At 60.4% G+C, this 18,312-nt stretch carries 15 protein-coding genes and 1 riboswitch; of the genes, 13 read left to right on the top strand and 2 right to left on the bottom strand.

The annotated features are described in order from the left end of the window. Nucleotides 1-218: 218 nt before the first annotated feature. From ACSQ36_RS00820 to fliT, 3 genes are all read left to right on the top strand, one after another. Nucleotides 219-1,715 (top strand): flagellin, encoded by a 1,497-nt coding sequence (locus ACSQ36_RS00820; protein WP_436180602.1) that lies wholly within the window; start codon nucleotides 219-221, stop codon nucleotides 1,713-1,715. A 139-nt stretch (nucleotides 1,716-1,854) separates the two neighbouring features. After that, complete coding sequence (gene fliD / locus ACSQ36_RS00815; RefSeq protein WP_436180601.1) at nucleotides 1,855-3,435, top strand: flagellar filament capping protein FliD; 1,581 nt, start codon at nucleotides 1,855-1,857, stop codon at nucleotides 3,433-3,435. Between the two features lie 21 nt (nucleotides 3,436-3,456). After that, nucleotides 3,457-3,756, top strand: a complete 300-nt coding sequence (gene fliT / locus ACSQ36_RS00810) for a flagellar protein FliT (protein WP_213764668.1) — start codon at nucleotides 3,457-3,459, stop codon at nucleotides 3,754-3,756. A 143-nt stretch (nucleotides 3,757-3,899) separates the two neighbouring features. Here the strand turns inward: fliT and ACSQ36_RS00805 are convergent, their stop codons facing one another. Continuing rightward, a complete protein-coding gene (locus tag ACSQ36_RS00805) occupies nucleotides 3,900-4,910 on the bottom strand; it encodes a sodium:calcium antiporter (protein ID WP_213764667.1) in 1,011 nt (336 codons plus the stop codon). Between the two features lie 136 nt (nucleotides 4,911-5,046). Beyond that, nucleotides 5,047-5,224: riboswitch (yybP-ykoY riboswitch) on the bottom strand. Nucleotides 5,225-5,471: 247 nt separating this feature from the next. Between ACSQ36_RS00805 and ACSQ36_RS00800 the strand changes: the two genes are divergently transcribed. Then, nucleotides 5,472-7,058, top strand: coding sequence for an ABC transporter substrate-binding protein (locus ACSQ36_RS00800; protein WP_436180600.1), 1,587 nt, complete (start codon nucleotides 5,472-5,474; stop codon nucleotides 7,056-7,058). 50 nt (nucleotides 7,059-7,108) lie between these two features. Here the strand turns inward: ACSQ36_RS00800 and ACSQ36_RS00795 are convergent, their stop codons facing one another. Beyond that, nucleotides 7,109-8,188, bottom strand: a complete 1,080-nt coding sequence (locus ACSQ36_RS00795) for an MBL fold metallo-hydrolase (RefSeq protein ID WP_436180599.1) — start codon at nucleotides 8,186-8,188, stop codon at nucleotides 7,109-7,111. 109 nt (nucleotides 8,189-8,297) lie between these two features. Here ACSQ36_RS00795 and ACSQ36_RS00790 point away from each other — a divergent pair, with 109 nt between their 5' ends. The 9 genes from ACSQ36_RS00790 to ACSQ36_RS00750 all read left to right on the top strand — a co-directional run bounded on the left by ACSQ36_RS00790 (nucleotide 8,298) and on the right by ACSQ36_RS00750 (nucleotide 18,303). Continuing rightward, nucleotides 8,298-8,762 carry a MerR family transcriptional regulator gene (locus tag ACSQ36_RS00790; protein ID WP_436180598.1) on the top strand — a complete coding sequence of 155 codons (465 nt, stop codon included), beginning with the start codon at nucleotides 8,298-8,300 and terminating at the stop codon, nucleotides 8,760-8,762. A gap of 140 nt (nucleotides 8,763-8,902) precedes the next feature. After that, the gene (aceK, locus tag ACSQ36_RS00785; protein ID WP_436180597.1) at nucleotides 8,903-10,702 is read left to right on the top strand and encodes a bifunctional isocitrate dehydrogenase kinase/phosphatase; all 1,800 of its coding nucleotides are present in this window, start codon (nucleotides 8,903-8,905) and stop codon (nucleotides 10,700-10,702) included. A 21-nt stretch (nucleotides 10,703-10,723) separates the two neighbouring features. After that, on the top strand, nucleotides 10,724-11,518 hold the full coding sequence (gene can, locus ACSQ36_RS00780; RefSeq protein WP_436180596.1) for a carbonate dehydratase: 795 nt from the start codon (nucleotides 10,724-10,726) through the stop codon (nucleotides 11,516-11,518). Beyond that, a complete protein-coding gene (locus tag ACSQ36_RS00775) occupies nucleotides 11,511-12,704 on the top strand; it encodes an acetyl-CoA C-acetyltransferase (RefSeq protein ID WP_436180595.1) in 1,194 nt (397 codons plus the stop codon). Before can ends, ACSQ36_RS00775 begins: the two co-directional genes overlap by 8 nt. A gap of 21 nt (nucleotides 12,705-12,725) precedes the next feature. After that, nucleotides 12,726-13,403 carry an SDR family oxidoreductase gene (locus tag ACSQ36_RS00770; RefSeq protein WP_436180594.1) on the top strand — a complete coding sequence of 226 codons (678 nt, stop codon included), beginning with the start codon at nucleotides 12,726-12,728 and terminating at the stop codon, nucleotides 13,401-13,403. 83 nt (nucleotides 13,404-13,486) lie between these two features. After that, entirely contained in the window at nucleotides 13,487-14,095 is a 609-nt protein-coding gene (locus ACSQ36_RS00765) for a glutathione S-transferase family protein (RefSeq protein WP_213764659.1), read from the top strand. Further along, nucleotides 14,092-14,514, top strand: coding sequence for a YchJ family protein (locus ACSQ36_RS00760; RefSeq protein WP_436180593.1), 423 nt, complete (start codon nucleotides 14,092-14,094; stop codon nucleotides 14,512-14,514). Before ACSQ36_RS00765 ends, ACSQ36_RS00760 begins: the two co-directional genes overlap by 4 nt. Before the next feature lie 362 nt (nucleotides 14,515-14,876). Further along, on the top strand, nucleotides 14,877-16,118 hold the full coding sequence (locus ACSQ36_RS00755; RefSeq protein WP_213764657.1) for a dienelactone hydrolase family protein: 1,242 nt from the start codon (nucleotides 14,877-14,879) through the stop codon (nucleotides 16,116-16,118). Nucleotides 16,119-17,517: 1,399 nt separating this feature from the next. Then, a complete protein-coding gene (locus ACSQ36_RS00750; RefSeq protein ID WP_436183057.1) occupies nucleotides 17,518-18,303 on the top strand; it encodes an enoyl-CoA hydratase/isomerase family protein in 786 nt (261 codons plus the stop codon). Nucleotides 18,304-18,312 lie beyond the last annotated feature (9 nt).

The following is an 18,312-nucleotide window of genomic DNA, read 5'->3' as shown; positions in this document are numbered from 1 at the left end:
GAAATAACTGATCGAAAAAGAATACCCGCGAATCCTTTTACTCGCAGGCTGCGCGCCGACTGCTATTCCCCCTACAAATCCTTACCTAAGTCCTCAAGTTTTTTTTTCACGCGCCGCTAACCCATGTAGGCGGCCGGCTACATCACTCGGAACCGCCATGCAACAGGACCGTGCAGTAGCCAAAAACAGCCCTTTTAGTTCTTTCAGGAGAAATCCAAATGCTTAGCATCAATAGCAATCTTAACTCGCTGGTCGCTCAGCAAAACTTGAACACGTCGCAAAGCGCACTGTCGCAAGCTATTACGCGTCTGTCGTCGGGCAAGCGCATCAACAGCGCGGCAGACGATGCAGCCGGTCTGGCGATCTCGAACCGCATGCAAACGCAGATCAACGGCCTGAATCAAGGCGTGTCGAACGCGAACGACGGCGTTTCGATGATCCAGACGGCATCGAGCGGTCTGGCGCAGATCACGTCGAGCCTGCAAACCATTCGTACGTTGGCGGTGCAGGCATCAAGCGGCTCGCTGTCGGCAAGCGACCAGGCAGCACTGCAACAGGAAGTGGCGCAGCAGATCGCTGAAGTAAGCCGCGTGGCTTCGCAAACGAACTACAACGGCAAGAACGTGCTGGACGGCTCTGCGGGTAATGTCAGCTTCCAGATCGGCGCGAACGTTGGTCAAACGATCAGCCTGAATCTGAGCAATGGCGTGTCCGCAGCGCAACTCGGTACGGGACTTCCGGCATCAGGCGCAACGCTGGGCTCGCTCTCCGGTCTGTCTCTGGATAGCACTGGCGCCGCAGCTGCCGCAGGGGCGACGCCGGCGATCACGACGATTAACGTTCTCGCAGACGGTAAGGGCGGCTTCACGTTCACCGACCAGAACAACCAGACACTGTCTGGCTCAGTTTCCACCGCTCTGTTCGGTCCGCTCACTGGTACCACCGGTACCGGCACATCGTTGACCCTCGTCCCGCAAGGCGCCCTTTCGGGTGCTGCAACGCAGGCTGCCGCACTGACCGCTGCAGGTACCGCGCTGACGGCCCTGAACGCCGCGAACACCGCGGGCAATGCAGCTTCTGCAGGTTTTACGCTTGGAACCGTTACCGGGCTGAGTTTAGACGCGAACGGCGCAGCAGTCACGACCGGTGCGTCTATCACATCGGTCACTGTCAAGACCGATGGGACAGGCAACTTCTCGTTCACCGACCAAAACGGGGCCGCACTCGGCGCGCCTGCCATCGCAGCTCTGTTCACCGTAACTACGGGAAGTACGACAGCGCCCGGCACTTTGGCGTTCAAGGCTGCTGGTCCGTTGACGACTGTCGCGGGCTTCTCCGGCGGTCCGAACCCGAGCGCCGCAGTTGCAGGGATCTCGGCGGTAAATTCTAACAATGCCCCCCCGACGGTTGCCAACATCAACGTCAGCACGACGGACGGCGCGAACGCTGCAATGGAGTCGATCGATAACGCCTTGCAAACGGTCAACAACATCCAGGCAACCCTGGGTGCGGCTCAAAACCGTTTCACGTCGCTGTCCGCGGCGCAGCAATCGCAGTCGACCGACTTGTCCGGTGCTCAGTCGCAAATCACGGACGCCGACTTCGCACAGGAAACGGCCAACCTGAGCAAGGCTCAAGTGCTGCAACAAGCCGGTATCTCGGTGCTGGCGCAAGCTAACTCGTTGCCGCAGCAAGTTCTGAAGCTTCTCCAGTAATAGCCTTAAGTAGTAACGGCAGGCGCGTCGCAAGACGCGTCTGCCCAATCCGTTTTCCGGGGAGGCCAGCCTCCCCTACACGTTTTACAAACGTTTATCATTCAGGCTCGAAAGCAAAACCGACGTACGGAGCATCTCAATGTCGACGATTCCCAGCGCCTCCAGCTCGGCCGGCTCGGCCGCGGCCACAGCAGCCGCCACCGCCGCGGCGTCCGCCGCAGCCGAAGCGGCCGCCGCGCAATCCATCATCAGCGGTTCCACGGGCAATTCGTCGCTGGATGTCTCGTCGCTGGTCACGAGCCTCGTCAATGCAAAGGTGGCAGGCCAAACCGGCACGCTCTCCGCACAACAGACGAACGACAACACCCAACTTTCGGCCATCGGCGCGTTGCAGGCGGCGCTCGGCGCGTTGCAGGCCGGCATTGCTTCGCTATCCAACGGCAGCGCCCTGGGCCAGTTCACGGCGACGGCGGACGGTACCGGACTGACGGCAACCGCCGACACCACCGCGTCGGCAGGCTCCTATTCTGTCGCGGTCACGCAAATTGCCAGCGCGCAAACACTCTCGTCGGCCGCGTTCGGCAGCACGACGGCGCTCGGCACCGGCACGATGAATATCTCGGTCGGCGGCAAGTCGATGAGCGTCGCCATCACGTCGACGGACAACACGGTGAGCGGCATTGCCAGCGCCATCAACTCCTCGGCAAACAATCCCGGCGTCACGGCCACGGTCGTCACCGGCACGGACGGCGCGCATCTGGTCCTGCGATCGACGGCCACGGGGGCATCGAACACGATCAATGTTGCAGTAACCGGCGTGGCGGGCGATGCCGGCCTGTCCAGCCTCGGCGTCACGTCCACGCCCGGCACCAGCGGGGCTGCATCGACCTTCACGTCGGCGGTGAACACGAGCGCCGGCGCGTGGACGCAAACCGCGTCCGCACAAGATGCCGCGTTCTCGATCGACGGGACAGCAGCGACCAGTTCCAGCAACACGGTGACCACGGCACTCCAGGGGGTCACGCTGAACCTGACCGCTGCCGCAATCGGTACGCCGCCCGGCACCCCGCAGACGCTGACCGTGGCACAAAACACGTCGTCGGCATCCACCGCGATCAACAGCTTCGTCAGTCTCTACAACACGCTTGTCACCACCTACGGCCAGGTGGGCAACGACAACTCGGCGGCAGCAAGCACGCAAGGCGGCGCGTTGGCCACCAACCCGATGCTTACCACCATCCAGAACACGCTGGCGGGCATTATCGACAGCGGCGTGCCGAACGGCAATTCGACCATCTCCCTGGGAGCGATCGGGATCACGCTACAGGGGCAAGCCACCGCGACGCAGCCAGCGGGCTCACTGGTGATCGATTCCACCAAGCTCGCCGCCGCGCTCCAAAGCAACCCGTCCGGGGTTGCGGCTCTATTCAATCAGACGACCGGCGTGGCCGCACAGATGACGACCAGCCTGAACTCGTTTCTGGCCACGGGCGGCCTGATTTCGAACAGCCAGGCAGCGGTAAACACGGACCTTGCGAGCATCGCGACGCAGCAAACCACCTTGACCGCCTATACGGCGCAGCTCACCAGCCAGTACCAGGCGCAGTTCACGGCGCTCAATACGCTGATGGCGACGATGAACAACAACTCGCAATACCTGACGCAACTGTTCGGCGGCGCCGATAGCGCGGGTGCGCTGGCATCGGCCAACAACAGCTGATTGGGGCAAGGATAAATCGACATGGAACAGAACAGTCTGATCGACCGCCTGCTTGAGTTGACGCTCGCGATCCAGCATGCGGCAGCCATGGCGGACTGGCAGGAAGCGGCCAGCCTGACCGAGGAGCGGACACCGCTTTTCATGGAGTTGACGCCGGAACAGGACGCCACGGCCATGGACGTGATCAAGCGGATCCAGGCAATCGATGCCGCCATTGCCGCCGACGCGAAGACAACGCAATCGGAATTGCAGATCGAATACAGTTCGGCGATGAACAAGGTCAAGGCGGCCAGCAAGTATCACCAGGCCGCCAGGTTCTGATGGGGAGAGGAAGGCCGAGGCCGGTACGCCACCTTAACCTTCCTCTGACTCTGAAAAGACAACAACAAAAACCACGCGCTTAGCGCTTTTGGCTACTTCAACACCCCGGGCGCCTGCGTGCTTCCGGGGTGTTTTCTTATGGGCTAGCGCCCCAGCGTCAGCGCCAGATACAGCGCATAAAGCCCGCCGTTCACCAGCAGCGCCCACAGCACGACCCCGCCCTTCTTCGCGTTGAAACGCAGCCACGCAGCCGCCGCGAGCGTGATAAAAACGCCCGTCATCACCTCCACACGCGGCTCCCACGGCGTCAGCATGATGCCGATACCCGGCAGCAGCGTCCCCTGGAACACCATTGCGCCGGTGATGTTGCCGAACGCCAGCGTATCCTTGCCGCGCCGCGCCCAGATGATGCTGTTGACCTTCTCGGGCAGTTCGGTTGCGATCGGAATGATGATCAGCGAGAGCAGCAACGCCGATATCCCCAGCACTCGCGAGACCCCTTCCACGCCGGCGATAAAACCTTTCGCACCGCCAACCAGCAACACCACGCCCAGAATCATCTGCAAGACGATGCTCGCAAGCGAGGTAGGCAACCCGAAGCGCGAGATCAGCAGCCGCTCGGGCGCCTCGGTGCCGTGGCCCTTTTCGACAAGACTGGCGGACGCACGGAACGTCGTCACCACATACGTGACATACACGCCGACCAGTCCCGCGGCAAACAGCGCGCGCACTTGCCATGCGTGATGCGGCACGAACATGGCGGCCGCCGCGATCAGGAAAGCACAGAGGAAAAAGTTGAGATCGCGGGTGAAGCCGCTATGTTCGGGCGCAACGATCCCTTTGAGGCCCCGCGTCTTGAGCACGGCGACGGCCATCAGGCACGTCGACAAGGTCGCCAGCATCAATGGTGCGCCGAGGATCGCGCCCACGCCGATTTCCTCGTTCACCGCGCGGCTGGCCGTGCCGCCCATCAATGCGATGATTGGCACGGTGGTTTCCGGCAGCGCCGTGCCGATAGCCGCGAACAGCGAACCGGTGACCCCTTCGGAGATGCCGAGCTTTTCGCCGAGATGTTCGAGCGCGTTGGTGAAGAGTTCCGATGCCGCCAGGATCACCACGAGCATCAGCGCGAGTTGCAGGAAAAGCAGCGTCATGCGGCACCTCGCGATGAAGCCGGCGAGCAGGTGACGCAATGGGAGTGGCAGAACAACGGCGGAGAAACCGGCGAACTCGAGATATGGCCTGGGGCGGATGTAGGGTGTTTTTGTTTTGGAGACACGATGATTTCACGGTCGGACGTCAGCGAACCAGGGTGCAATCCCGCGCCGTCCGACCGTGAACGACAAGATGCACCCATGGTCTCGCCAAACCTGACCGGTCGAACGCGCCACGGCTAACAAGCCGAGTATGTTGACGCGTCCTCCTCCCATTGCGGAAGGAAGGCTACTCCCCAAAGACGGCCACGAGTTTAGCGTGCGTCGGTGGATTAGGCAACCGGCCGCCGGGATGTTCAAAAAACTGTCACAGGCCCATATGCATATCCCGAATCGGTCGTTGTAGCGGAAATAACGGTTCAGTAAGCTACGGCCCCGCAGGCCCATTCGTTGCACGGGCGCGTCCGACGAAGCCCACCGTACAATAAGCTGCAACTGCCAAACAAGAAACGTCTGACTGACTAACTAACACTGACGACCACGTTCGTAACGGGAGATCTCATGCGCTTCAGAATGCTCGCAGCCGCTGTACTGGCCATCGCGCCGGTGCTCGCGATCGCGAAACCGCTCACTGTGTGCACCGAGTCGAGCCCGGATGGCTTCGACGTCGTGCAATTCAATTCGCTGGTGACGACCAACGCATCGGCGGATGTGATCTTCAACACGCTAGTCTCCTACGATGAAGTCGCGAAAAAGGTCACGCCCGCGCTCGCCGTGAAATGGGACGTGAGTCCCGACGGCCTGACCTACACGTTTCATCTGCGGCCGAACGTGGCGTTCCAGACTACGGACTACTTCACGCCGTCGAGAAAACTGAGCGCCGACGACGTGGTGTTCTCGTTCGACCGCATGCTCTCCGACAGCAATCCGTGGCACAAGGTGGCGGGTGCGAGCGGCTTCCCGCACGCGCAATCCATGGGCCTGGTCAAGCTGATCAAGTCCGTCTCCAAAGTCGATGACAACACGGTCAAGTTCGAGCTCAACACGCCGAACGCGACCTTCGTGCCCATCCTCACCATGGGCTTTGCATCGATCTATTCGGCCGAATACGCCAGCCAGTTGCTCAAGGCCGGCCACGAAACCGACCTGAACGCGAAGCCGATCGGCACCGGTCCGTTCGTGCTGAAGAGCTACACGAAAGACGCCGTGATCCGTTACGACGTGAACCCGACGTACTGGGGAGCGAAGCCTAAAGTGGACCGGCTGATCTACGCCATCACGCCCGACGCCTCCGTGCGCGCGCAGAAAATCAAGGCGGGTGAATGCCAGATCGCGTTGTCGCCGAAGCCGCAGGACGTGCTCGACGCGCAGAAGGACAGTTCATTGAAAGTGGTCGAGACGCCGGCGTTCATGACGGCGTTCGTCGCATTGAACACGCAGAAAAAGCCGCTCGATAACCCCAAGGTGCGTCAGGCGTTGAACATCGCCTTTGATCGTACGACGTACCTGAAGACCGTCTTCGAAAACACGGCCACGCCCGCTGTGAATCCGTACCCGCCGAATACGTGGAGCTATGACAAGCAGATCACGCCGTATCCGTATTCAGTCGATCGCGCGAAGAAGCTGCTCGCCGACGCAGGCTTCCCAAACGGTTTCGACACGACAATCTGGGTGCGTCCGAACGGCAGCGTGCTGAACCCGAATCCGAAGGTGGGCGCCGAGTTGCTGCAGGCGGATCTGGCGAAGATCGGCGTGAAGGCACAGGTGAAAATAATCGAATGGGGTGAGCTGATCAAGGAAGCGAAGCAGGGTCAGCACGACATGTTGTTCATGGGCTGGGCCGGCGACAACGGTGATCCGGATAACTATCTATCGCCGCTATTTAGCTGCGCCGCAGTGCGCTCGGGCATCAACTTCGCGCGCTTCTGCGATCCAACGCTGGACCGGTTGATCGATGAAGGCAAGGCGACCGCGGATATAGGCAAGCGGACCAAGGCTTATACCGAAGCGCAGCAGATTATCCATGACCAGGCGCTGTGGATTCCGCTTGGCTATCCGACCGCGTCAGCAATCACGCGCGGCAATGTCAGCGGATATCGGGTGAGTCCGTTCGGACGGCAGAACTTCGCTACCGTCGTGGTTCAATAGTCGTTGCTTTGATTCACTGAAGAAGCCGGGCGCGCAAACGCCCGGCTTTTTTACTTTGGCGAGAAACGGATCACGCCGTCTTCATCATGGGTATGGCGAACGAGTTCGCCTGCAAGCCAGAGCAAATGCAAATGCGCCAGCGCTTCGCCGAGTGCGAATGTCATCTGGTGTACATCGAGTGGACGCTTGAACATGAGCGGCACAATGTCAGCGGCGCTTTGCGGTTTGATCGCGCAGGCCTCGCGTACTTCCGCCAAGCGAGCCGCGTGATGATCCCGAAGCTGCCCGATGCGCGTATGCATGCCGCGAAACGGCTTGCCATGCGAAGGGAGCACGAGGGTATCGGCGGGAAGAGATTCGTAGCGGCCCAGTGAACCGAGGAACAGCGCGAGCGGATTGCCCTCCGGTTCAATAGCAAACACCGAGACGTTAGTCGAGATGCGCGGCAGCACCATGTCGCCGGAAATCAGCACCTTCGTCTGAGCGCAGAAGAACGCGCAATGTTCAGGGGAATGGCCGAACCCTGTCACCACTTCCCACTCACGGCCGCCAATCTTGACCTTGTCACCATCCCGCAGGCGACGATAAACCGGCGGAATAGATGGCACGAGCTTCGGGTAATACGCATCGCGCTTACGCAGCGCTTCGAGCGACGCCGGGTCCGTCATTCCATGCCGGGAGAAGTGCCGTGCCGCGCGCTCGCCGCCCGCGTCGGAGCCATCGCCGGCCGACATCACGCGGCCCATGGCGTACTCGCCCAGCGACATCCAGAGCCTGACCGGGTCCCATCGTTTCTTCTCGCCGCCATTGCAGATCCAGTCTGCAAGACCGAGGTGGTCTGGGTGGCAATGCGTGACAAGCACGCGCAGCACCGGCAGGCCGTCGAGCAGCGTGTCGAAGGTGCGCTCCCAGTTCGCCCGGATCGTTTCGTCTGAAATGCCGCAATCGATAATGGTCCAGCCCGCCACGCCGTCGATCTCGTCACGCATAACCCATAGATTGATGTGATCGAGCGCAAACGGCAACGGCATGCGCACCCAGAACACGCCGGGCGTGACTTCCATCGCGTGGCCGCTCTCAGGAAGACGGTCTGCGAAAACGTAATCGAGTTGCTGTTCGAGCGGGTTCATGCGGTCGGCTCTCCGGGTTGTCAGTGGTTGCATTGCCGCCAAGTTGACGCTAACGTTAACCTGCATTTTAACGTCGACTTCAGAAAAGCGCTGGGAACCTTGTAATTCAATGACAGACACGCGCTACACCATCACCGAACTGGCACGCGAATTCGAGATCACGCCGCGCGCGATCCGGTTCTATGAGAACCAGGGGTTGCTCACGCCGGCGCGCGAAGGAACGAACGGCATGCGCCGCGTATATTCGGCGCGCGAGCGCACGCGGCTCAAGCTGACGCTGCGCGGCAAGCGGCTTGGGTTCACGTTGCTGGAGGTGAGGAGGCTGCTCGATCTCTATGATTCACCGACCGGGACCGACACCCAGTTGCATGCGTTTCTCGACACCATCGCGGCGCATCGTGCAGTTTTGGAGCGGCAACTGGACGACCTGAACGCAACGCTCGCCGAGCTCGCCGTGTACGAAGCGCAAGGGCGTGCACTGCTTTCAACGAACGCTGAAAAACGCACGCGCAAGGCGGCAATGGCGACTGAATCCGCGGATACAAGCGGGAAGAAAAGCGCGAAGGTGCCGTGAGTTCGTAACAGGCAAGGACTGCCTTCGCTCACGAACCAAAAACGTCCGGCGATACAATGTCGGCCGGATTCAAAGCCCGGTCTGACACTTATAGATAACGTCACCACGTCACGCGACACCACACGAAGTGCAGGGTCGATATGAATCACTTTCCCAAGTTACTGTCGTCGCAGATTGGCTTCGATGTCGCGGAAACGCTGCTCGAAGGCTTCGACCGTCACTATCGCGTGTTTCGCGATGCGGCCATCGCGGCGAAGGGGCTATTCGAGGCCGGCGACTGGCACGCGCTGCAGCGGCTCGCGCGTGAGCGCATCACGTCGTACGACGATCGGGTGGAAGAGTGCGTGATGCGTCTGGAAGACGAGTACGACGCCGAGCACATAGACGATGAAATCTGGCAGCAGATCAAGTTGCATTACATCGGCTTGCTGACGTCGCACCGGCAGCCCGAGTGCGCTGAAACGTTCTTCAATTCGGTGTGCTGCAAGATCCTGCATCGCTCGTACTTCAACAACGACTTTATTTTCGTGCGGCCGGCTATTTCGACGGAGTACATCGAGAACGACGAACTCGCGGCCAAGCCGACCTATCGCGCGTATTACCCGAGTAAAGACGGGCTCGCCGCGACGCTGGAGCGGATCGTGACGAACTTCCAGCTTGAGCCGCCGTTCGAGGATTTGCAGCGCGACGTTCAATGCGTGATGCAAGCCATTACCGAAGCGTTCGGCGAGTTCAAGGCTGCGCCTAACTTTCAGATTCACGTGCTGTCGTCGCTGTTCTTTCGCAACAAGGCGGCGTACATAGTGGGCCGGATCATCAACGGTGATCTGGTCGTGCCTTTCGCCGTGCCCGTGCGTCACGCATTACCCGGCCTGCTCGCGCTCGATACGGTCCTGCTGCAGCGCGAACAACTGCTGATCATCTTCAGCTTCTCGCATTCGTACTTCCTGGTGGATATGGAAGTGCCGTCGGCGTATGTGCAGTTCCTGCGCTCGATCATGCCGGGCAAACCGAAGGCGGAAATCTATACGTCGGTGGGATTGCAGAAGCAAGGCAAGAACCTGTTTTATCGCGACTTGCTGCATCATCTCTCCCATTCCAGCGATAAATTCGTCATCGCGCCCGGCATCAAGGGGCTTGTGATGCTGGTGTTCACGCTGCCTTCGTTTCCGTACGTGTTCAAGCTGATCAAGGACACCTTCCCGCCGCCGAAGGAAACCACGCGCAAGAAGATCCAGGACAAATATCAGCTCGTCAAACGCCATGATCGTCTTGGGCGCATGGCCGATACGCTCGAATATTCCAGCGTCGCGTTGCCGCTATCGCGCCTCGACGATGCGCTGCTGAAAGAGCTCACCAAAGAGGTCCCTTCAATGATCGAATACGAAGGCGATAACCTCGTGATCAGGCATCTGTACATCGAGCGCCGCATGACGCCGTTGAACCTGTATTTGCAGAACGGCACGCTGTCGGAAATCGAGCACGGCATCAAGGAATATGGCGACGCGATCAAGGAACTGATCCAGGCGAACATCTTCCCCGGCGACATGCTCTACAAGAATTTCGGCGTCACGCGCCACGGCCGCGTGGTGTTCTATGACTACGACGAGATCGAATACCTGACCGACTGCAATGTGCGCCGAGTGCCGCAAGCGCGCAACGAGGAAGACGAGATGTCGGGCGAGCCGTGGTACACCGTCGGGCCGCATGACATCTTCCCCGAAACCTACAATACGTTCCTGCTCGGCGACCCGCGCGTGCGCGACGTGTTCATGAAACATCACGCCGATTTCTTCGACCCCGCTCTCTGGCAAAAGCACAAGGAACAGATCCTCAACGGCGAGCTCGCCGACTTCTTCCCGTATGAACGCAGCATCCGTTTTTGCGTTCGTTATCCTGAGCGTTTTCTGGACGGTGCACCCGCAGCACGCGCCGCTTGAAACCTATCCGCACTGAATGCCATGCCCAACATCGACAACACCGACGCACCTGAAAGCCAGGACAATAACCCGCTCTCGCACCTGTTCGATAACAACCTGAAGTGGGTCGATCGCAAGCTCTCGGAAGACGCTGAGTACTTCTCTCGCCTCGCGCACCAGCAAGCGCCCGAATATCTGTGGATCGGCTGCTCGGACTCGCGCGTGCCGGCCAACCAGATCATCGGCTTGCCGCCGGGCGAAGTGTTCGTGCACAGGAACATCGCGAACGTGGTCGTTCACTCGGACCTCAACTGCCTGTCCGTGATCCAGTTCGCGGTCGACCTGCTGAAGGTCAAGCACATCATGGTCGTCGGGCACTACGGCTGTTCCGGCGTAGGCGCGGCGCTCGTGAGCCGGCGCGTCGGCCTGGCCGATAACTGGCTGCGTCACGTGGAAGACGTGCGCGACAAACACTCCGCGCTGCTGGAAGAATGGCCGATGGGCGTCGCGAGAAATCGCCGGCTGGTGGAGCTGAATACCATCGAACAGACGGTGAACGTGTGCCATACGACCATCCTGCGCGATGCGTGGGCGCGTGGTCAGGAGATCACCGTACACGGCTGGACCTACGGCGTGCATGACGGCCGTGTGCGCAACATGGGCATGATGATCGGCGGGTCGGAGGAAGTCGAACCGACCTACCAGCGATGCATCGCGGCGCTGGCGCGCGGTGGGGCGCATTCATCGGAGAACGATGTGCTCGCCTCCGATGCCGCCCGTCTCGGCGATGTCCCGGCTATTGTGAAAGGTGTGATCAAGGAGCTGAAACATGACTGATTTCGTAGATGATCCCGTGGTGATCGTGTCGGCTGTCCGTACGCCGATGGCCGCTTTTCAAGGCGACTTCGCCACGGTGACAGCACCGCAACTCGGCTCGGTGGCAATCCGCGCCGCGGTTGAACGGGCCGGGCTTACGCCCGGGCAGATCGAAGAAGCCGTGATGGGTTGCGTGCTGCCCGCCGGACTCGGTCAGGCGCCTGCGCGGCAAGCCGCGCTCGGCGCAGGCCTGCCGCTGTCCGTCGGCAGCACCACGGTCAACAAGATGTGCGGCTCGGGCATGCGCGCCGCCATGTTCGCGCACGACATGCTGCTGGCCGGCTCGGCGGACGTGATTGTCGCGGGTGGCATGGAGAGCATGACCAATGCGCCGTATTTGTTGCCCAAGGCGCGCGGCGGCATGCGCATGGGTCACGGCCAGGTGCTCGATCACATGTTCCTCGATGGCCTTGAAGACGCGTACGAAAAGGGCCAGTTGATGGGCGCGTTCGCGGAACAATGCGCCGGGTCATATAAATTTTCGCGGGAAGCGCAGGACGCGTTTGCGGTGGAGTCGCTGCGTCGCGCGAAGCGGGCCAACGAAGACGGTTCATTCGATTGGGAAATCGCGCCCGTCACCGTTGCAGGACGCAAGGGCGATACCGTCATCGATCACGATGAGCAGCCGTTCAAGGCGAATATCGACAAGATTGCGACGCTCAAACCCGCGTTCGCGAAAGATGGCACGGTGACGGCTGCCAATGCATCGTCTATTTCCGATGGCGCCGCCGCACTCGTGATGATGCGGGCATCGATGGCGAAACGGCTCGGCGTCACGCCGCTCGCGCGGGTCGTCGGACACAGCACTTTCGCGCAGGAACCGGCGTTGTTCACGACTGCGCCTGTTGGTGCGATCCGCAAGCTGCTGGATAAAAACGGCTGGCGCGCGAACGAAGTCGATCTCTTCGAGATCAACGAAGCGTTTGCCGTCGTCGCGATGGCTGCCATGCGGGAACACGACCTGCCCCACGACAAGGTCAACGTCAACGGCGGCGCTTGCGCGTTGGGACATCCGATCGGCGCATCGGGCGCGCGGATTCTCGTTACGCTGATCGGCGCATTGCGTCAGCGCGGATTGAAACGCGGCGTGGCGAGCTTGTGTATCGGCGGTGGGGAAGCGACGGCGATGGGTATCGAACTGGTTTAGAGCATCGTGCAGGAGAACGTCATGAAAACCGTATTGATCGTGGGTGCATCGCGCGGACTCGGCCACGAATTCGCGCGAGGATATTGCCGCGATGGCTGGCGCGTGCTCGCCACCGCTCGCGATGCCGCGTCGCTGGAAGCACTCAACGCCATGGGCGCAAAAACCTTCTCGCTCGACACAACTCAACCTGAGCAGATCGCCGCGCTCGGCTGGCAACTCGATGGCGAGAAACTGGATGTCGCGATCATCGTGTCGGGCGTCTATGGTCCGCGAACTGAACACGTGGAAACCGTGCTGCCGGAGGATTTCGATCAGGTCATGCACACCAACGTCCGCGGTCCGATGCAACTGCTGCCCACTCTCCTGCCGCTCACCGACGCCGCGCATGGCGTGCTCGCGGTACTGTCGAGCAAGATGGGCGGTATCGCGGAGATGAACGGGACGGCGGGATGGCTGTATCGCGTGAGCAAGGCGGCAGTGAATGCGGCGTTGAAGGCGACATCGCTGGAAGCGCGCGGCTCGACTTGCATCGCGTTGCATCCGGGATGGGTGCGCACCGGGATGGGCGGCGCGTCGGCGGCGATCGAACCGGCGCACAGCATCTCCGGAATGCGCGCGGTGATTGCAGCGGCTGCGGCGAACCCTAAAAAATTCAACGGCTCGTTCGTCCAGTACGACGGTACGCCGCTCTCGTGGTGAACGCCGTATATTAGTAAGGCATCCGAAGTTAGCGTTTCAATCAAACGCTCAATCAACCGTTCGTCAACCGAAAAGGACATGAAGTGGCGTATCAAGTACATGGTGTGGCGTCATCGGGGAATTGCTACAAGGTCCGGCTTGCGCTCGAACAACTGAGCAGGCCGTATGTCTGGCATGAAGTCGACATGATGAACGGCGCCACGCGCACCGAAGCGTTTCGTCAGCTGAATCCGAACGGCAAGGTTCCAGTGCTGCAGATCGATGAGCACACGTGCCTGTTCGAATCGGACGCGATCCTGTATTACCTCGCTGAAGGCACGCCGTTGCTGCCCACGGACCGTCTCTCGCGGGCGCGCGTCCTGCAATGGATGTTCTTCGAGCAGTACAGCCACGAACCCAACATCGCGGTTGCGCGCTTCATCCTTCAGTTCGTCAAACATCCTGACGATCCTCGCCTGCCCGAGAAAACCGCTGGCTCGTATCGTGCGCTCGACGTGATGGAGACGCATCTCGCGACGCGGACGTATTTCGTCGATGAGCAATACACCATCGCGGACATTGCGCTGTATGCGTACACCCATGTCGCCGATGAAGCCAACCTCGACCTCGGCCGGTATCCGGCCATTCGCGCATGGCTTGCGCGCGTGAAAGCGCAGCCGCGGCACATCGAAATGCCCGGTGTCGACGTATGACACAAGTAGTGGAATGCCCTTGTGGCGGCGCGTCGCCGGGGTCGAGCAATGCGAAACGCCCGCCTCGCTACGCGGATTGCTGCGGGCGGTTCATAGAAGACGGCGCGCCGGCGGGCAACGCCATGGAACTGATGCGTTCGCGCTACAGCGCCTACGTGCTTGGCAACACGGCGTATTTGCGCGCGACCTGGGCCGAGAAAACCTGCCCCCGTGACCTGGAAACCTCCGCCGATCCCACCACCCGATGGCTCGGCTTGCGGATAAAACGCCACACGCCCGTTGACGCAGATCACGCCGAGGTCGAATTTGTCGCGCGCTACAAGCTTGGCGGCCGGGCGTTCCGGCTGCATGAGACGGGCCGGTTCGAACGCGATGCTGCCGGGTTGTGGCGTTATGTCGACGGTGATCTTCGCGATTAGAACGCCGTAGCCGCAAATTTCGCTGCATCGCGGCAATAATTTCCTTAACGTCTGCTTTCGCCTAAAAATTAGCGTGCCGCGCGGGTACTTTCTAATTGCGCCTATTCATTTTGTCCGGGTACTCTAGCTTTTCGCCAGTCGCTGGAGAATGATATTAAGTTGCTGTTTCATAAGCCAAATATCTGTCAGCGCGCCGGTGTTGCGTATTGAAGCCCATTGTCTTGTCTATTCGGGACATGACTTGACGATCCGACCAGCGATACTGATTGACAGTACAAACGTCCGGATCGATGGATTGTGACAATAAGCTGGCTCGTGCTTTGGGAAATCAGCCGGGTCGAGAAGCGGATGGGGTTTCGGGGATGGCATTTAGGCAAGTGTTGTCAGGCTGTGTCGTGGTGTGTGCGCTCGCGGCGGTGTCCGCCTCGGCGCTTGCAGAGCCGTTTCCGGGCGCGCAGCAGTACGCGAACCTCGAGGCACCCGCCTTCGGCACGGCGCCGCCATCGTTCGACCCATCGCTTCCCGTTGTCGACGCGAACCTCAACGAGTCCGTCATCGAAGTACCTTCAGGCGACGTCTCGCTTGAAACCACCATCTTCAAACCTGACGGCCCGGGTCCTTTCCCGATGGTCGTCTTTAATCATGGCAAGCTCCCTGGCAATGCGCATGAGCAGCCGCGCGCGCGTCCGATTGCGCTTGCGCGTGAATTCGTGCGCCATGGTTATGTGGTTGTCGTGCCGAATCGCCGTGGCTTTGCGGAATCGGGCGGCGAATATACCGGTAACGGTTGTGATGTCGAAGCCAACGGTTTCACGCAGGCGCGCGACGTGGCGGCCACGGTGGCTTACATGGACAAGCAACCGTTTGTCGACAGCCAGCACGTGGTGGTGGCGGGCGCTTCGCATGGCGGGCTGGTGACCATGGCGTATGGCGCGCGCGATGCGCTTGAGGAAAAAGGGGTGCGTGGTCTCATCAATTTCTCTGGTGGTCTGCGTCAGGACGAGTGTCCTGGCTGGCAGAAAAACCTGACCAGCGCGTTTGGTGAATACGGTGAGCATGTGAAGTTGCCGTCGTTGTGGATGTACGGGAGCAACGACTCCGTGTGGCAGGGCGACTTGCCTGATGAAATGTTTGCGTCGTATAGCGCGCACGGTGCGAGGGCCGACATGGTCGATTTCGGCGCGTATAAGAACGATGCGCATCGGCTGGTTGGGGATCGTGATGGTGTCGCGATCTGGTGGCCGCGCGTGAAGGCGTTCCTTGAGGATGTCGGTATGCCGACGGATCGGCAATATCAGGTTTCGGATCCGCGGGAGCCATCGCCGACGGGTTATGCGACTGTCGATGCGGTGACTGCGGTGCCGTTCCTTGATGAGCGGGGCCGTGAGGGTTACCAGAACTTTCTGCATCAGTATTCGAGCCGCGCGTTCGCGGTGTCGGATTCGGGTGCGTGGTCGTGGGCGGAAGGGGGTGACGACCCGATGGCGGTGGCATTGAACGGGTGCCAGAAGCAGAGCAGCGATCCATGCCGGTTGTATGCCGTTAATAACGCCGTGGTATGGAAGGATCGGAATGTTGCGCAGACGCAGACAGCCTCACGATGAGGGGCCTTTGAGTCAGCCAAAGGCTGGTGGCTGGTTTTTTGGGGGGTGGTCGGGCGGGGTTAGTGCTGAGGGTTAGGTTTCCAGGGTTAGTGGTCGGGGTCAATGCCGGGTTGGTGCTTTCGGCGTTAGCGGTCAGGGTCAATGCCGGGTTGCTGCTTTCGGCGTTAGCGGCCTGCGAGAGTCGGATTTTCTCTTTATCACTATTAGCCACTGTGCGTGGCGGCACGTCATTTCTTTGTCCAAAGCGACAAAGAAACGAAGCAAAGAAAACGCTTTCAACCACGCTACCCTAAGTGTCCACAGCGTGCAGTTTCTATTCATGGGTGCCCCAAAAGCACGGTGCTCGCCAGAGCGGAGGATGTGTGAACCCCTCCTTCTCCGAACACGGATACCCACACGCTTCGCCATCAGTGATTGAACCTGCCCAAGGGGCACCCCGCGCTATCCGCGGACGACCACCCTCCAAATTTGTATGCGCCTCGAACCACGCCGCCAACCTACCCGGTAATAAAGCCACAAAATATGTAAGGCCGTAACCGACGAAAATAACCGCGGAAGCACGCAGTCAGCTCACCAAAAACTGAAACACTAAACACGCATCGAGCCGCTAGGCACCGAGCCGTGATCTACGAATATGACCGCACGAACCAGGCCGCGGACCCATCAAAAAACACGGCCGGCAGAACGCGTGAGGCCGTGCTGGTCCCTTGGCAACGCGTGCTTGCCCGAGAGCGTACGGGGCGAAGCGTGTTCGTGTCAGGATTCGCGAGAAGGAGGGTTTCACACATCCTCCGCTCTGGCGAGCACCGTGCTTTTGGGGCACCTATGAATAGAAACTGCACGCTGTGGACACTTAGGGTAGCGTGGTTTAAAAGCGTTTTCTTTGCTTCGTTTCTTTGTCGCTTTGGACAAAGAAATGACGTGCCGCCACGCACAGTGGCTAATAGTGATAAAGAGAATATCCAACTCTTGCAGACCACTAACGCGGAAAGCAGCAACCCGGCATTGACTCCGACCACTAACGCCGAAAGCACCAACCCGGCATAGACCCCAACCACTAACCCCAGAACCGACCAACCCAGCACCGCCACCGACCACCAACCCCAAAACCTAGCATCAACCCCGACCGCCACGCCGAAACCCACGAGTAACCAACCATCCCCCACCCCATCCCCCGCCCGAGTGCGAACGGAAAATAGGCGAAATAGCCCCTAAACCCGACCAAGACCCTCCACGATAAGCGAAGTTAGCCGCATCGCCGCGCAATCGCCCAACGCGTCCCACGCCCGCCGGAGGCACCATGGGCTCCTAAAATCGAATCCCGCGACAAATTTAGAGATAATTGGTGCTCAGCGAAACACCGTGTCGCGTACATCGAGAAACCCCAATGACCGATGCAATGAACCTGCAGCGCCTGAAAGTCACCGTCGACGGCTACGTCGCACGCGTCACGCTCGATCGCCCCGACGTCCGCAACGCCTTCGACGAAGCCACCATCGTCGAATTGACCGCAGCTTTCCGCGCGCTCGCCGACGACTCCGCCATCCGCGTCATCATCCTCGCCGCGAACGGCCCCGCATTCTGCGCAGGCGCCGACCTCAACTGGATGAAACGCATGGCGGCGTACTCGGACGCAGAAAATCGCGCCGATGCACTCGGCCTCGCCACCATGCTCAACACGCTCTACACCTGCAACAAACCCGTGATCGCGCAGGTCCAAGGCGACGCGTACGCAGGCGGCATGGGCCTTGTAGCCGTCGCCGATATTGCAATCAGCGCAGAATCAGCGCACTTCTGTTTATCGGAGGCTAAGCTCGGCTTGATGCCCGCCACCATCGCGCCCTACGTGATCAGGGCAATCGGCGCGCGCGCATCGCACCGATACTTCGTGACCGCCGAACGTTTCGATGCCGCCGAAGCACTGCGCATCGGCCTCGTGCATCAGGTCGTTGCAGCAGACGCGCTCGATGCCACCGTCGATGCAGTCGCAGCCGCGATCGCCGCCAACAGCCCGAATGCGGTGCGCGAGTGCAAACAACTGGTGGTCGATCTGGCGGACAAGGCGATCGATGAAACGCTGATCTCGGACACCGCCGACCGTATCGCACGAATTCGCGCCTCGGACGAAGGGCGCGAAGGCGTGCGCAGTTTTCTGGAAAAGAGCAAGCCGTCGTGGCTTGCCTGAATGTGATCG

Source organism: Caballeronia sp. LjRoot34 (assembly GCF_964253815.1).
Lineage (GTDB): Bacteria > Pseudomonadota > Gammaproteobacteria > Burkholderiales > Burkholderiaceae > Caballeronia.
Note: the sequence above shows the minus strand (reverse complement) of the source record. Positions and strands in the feature narration are given on the sequence as shown.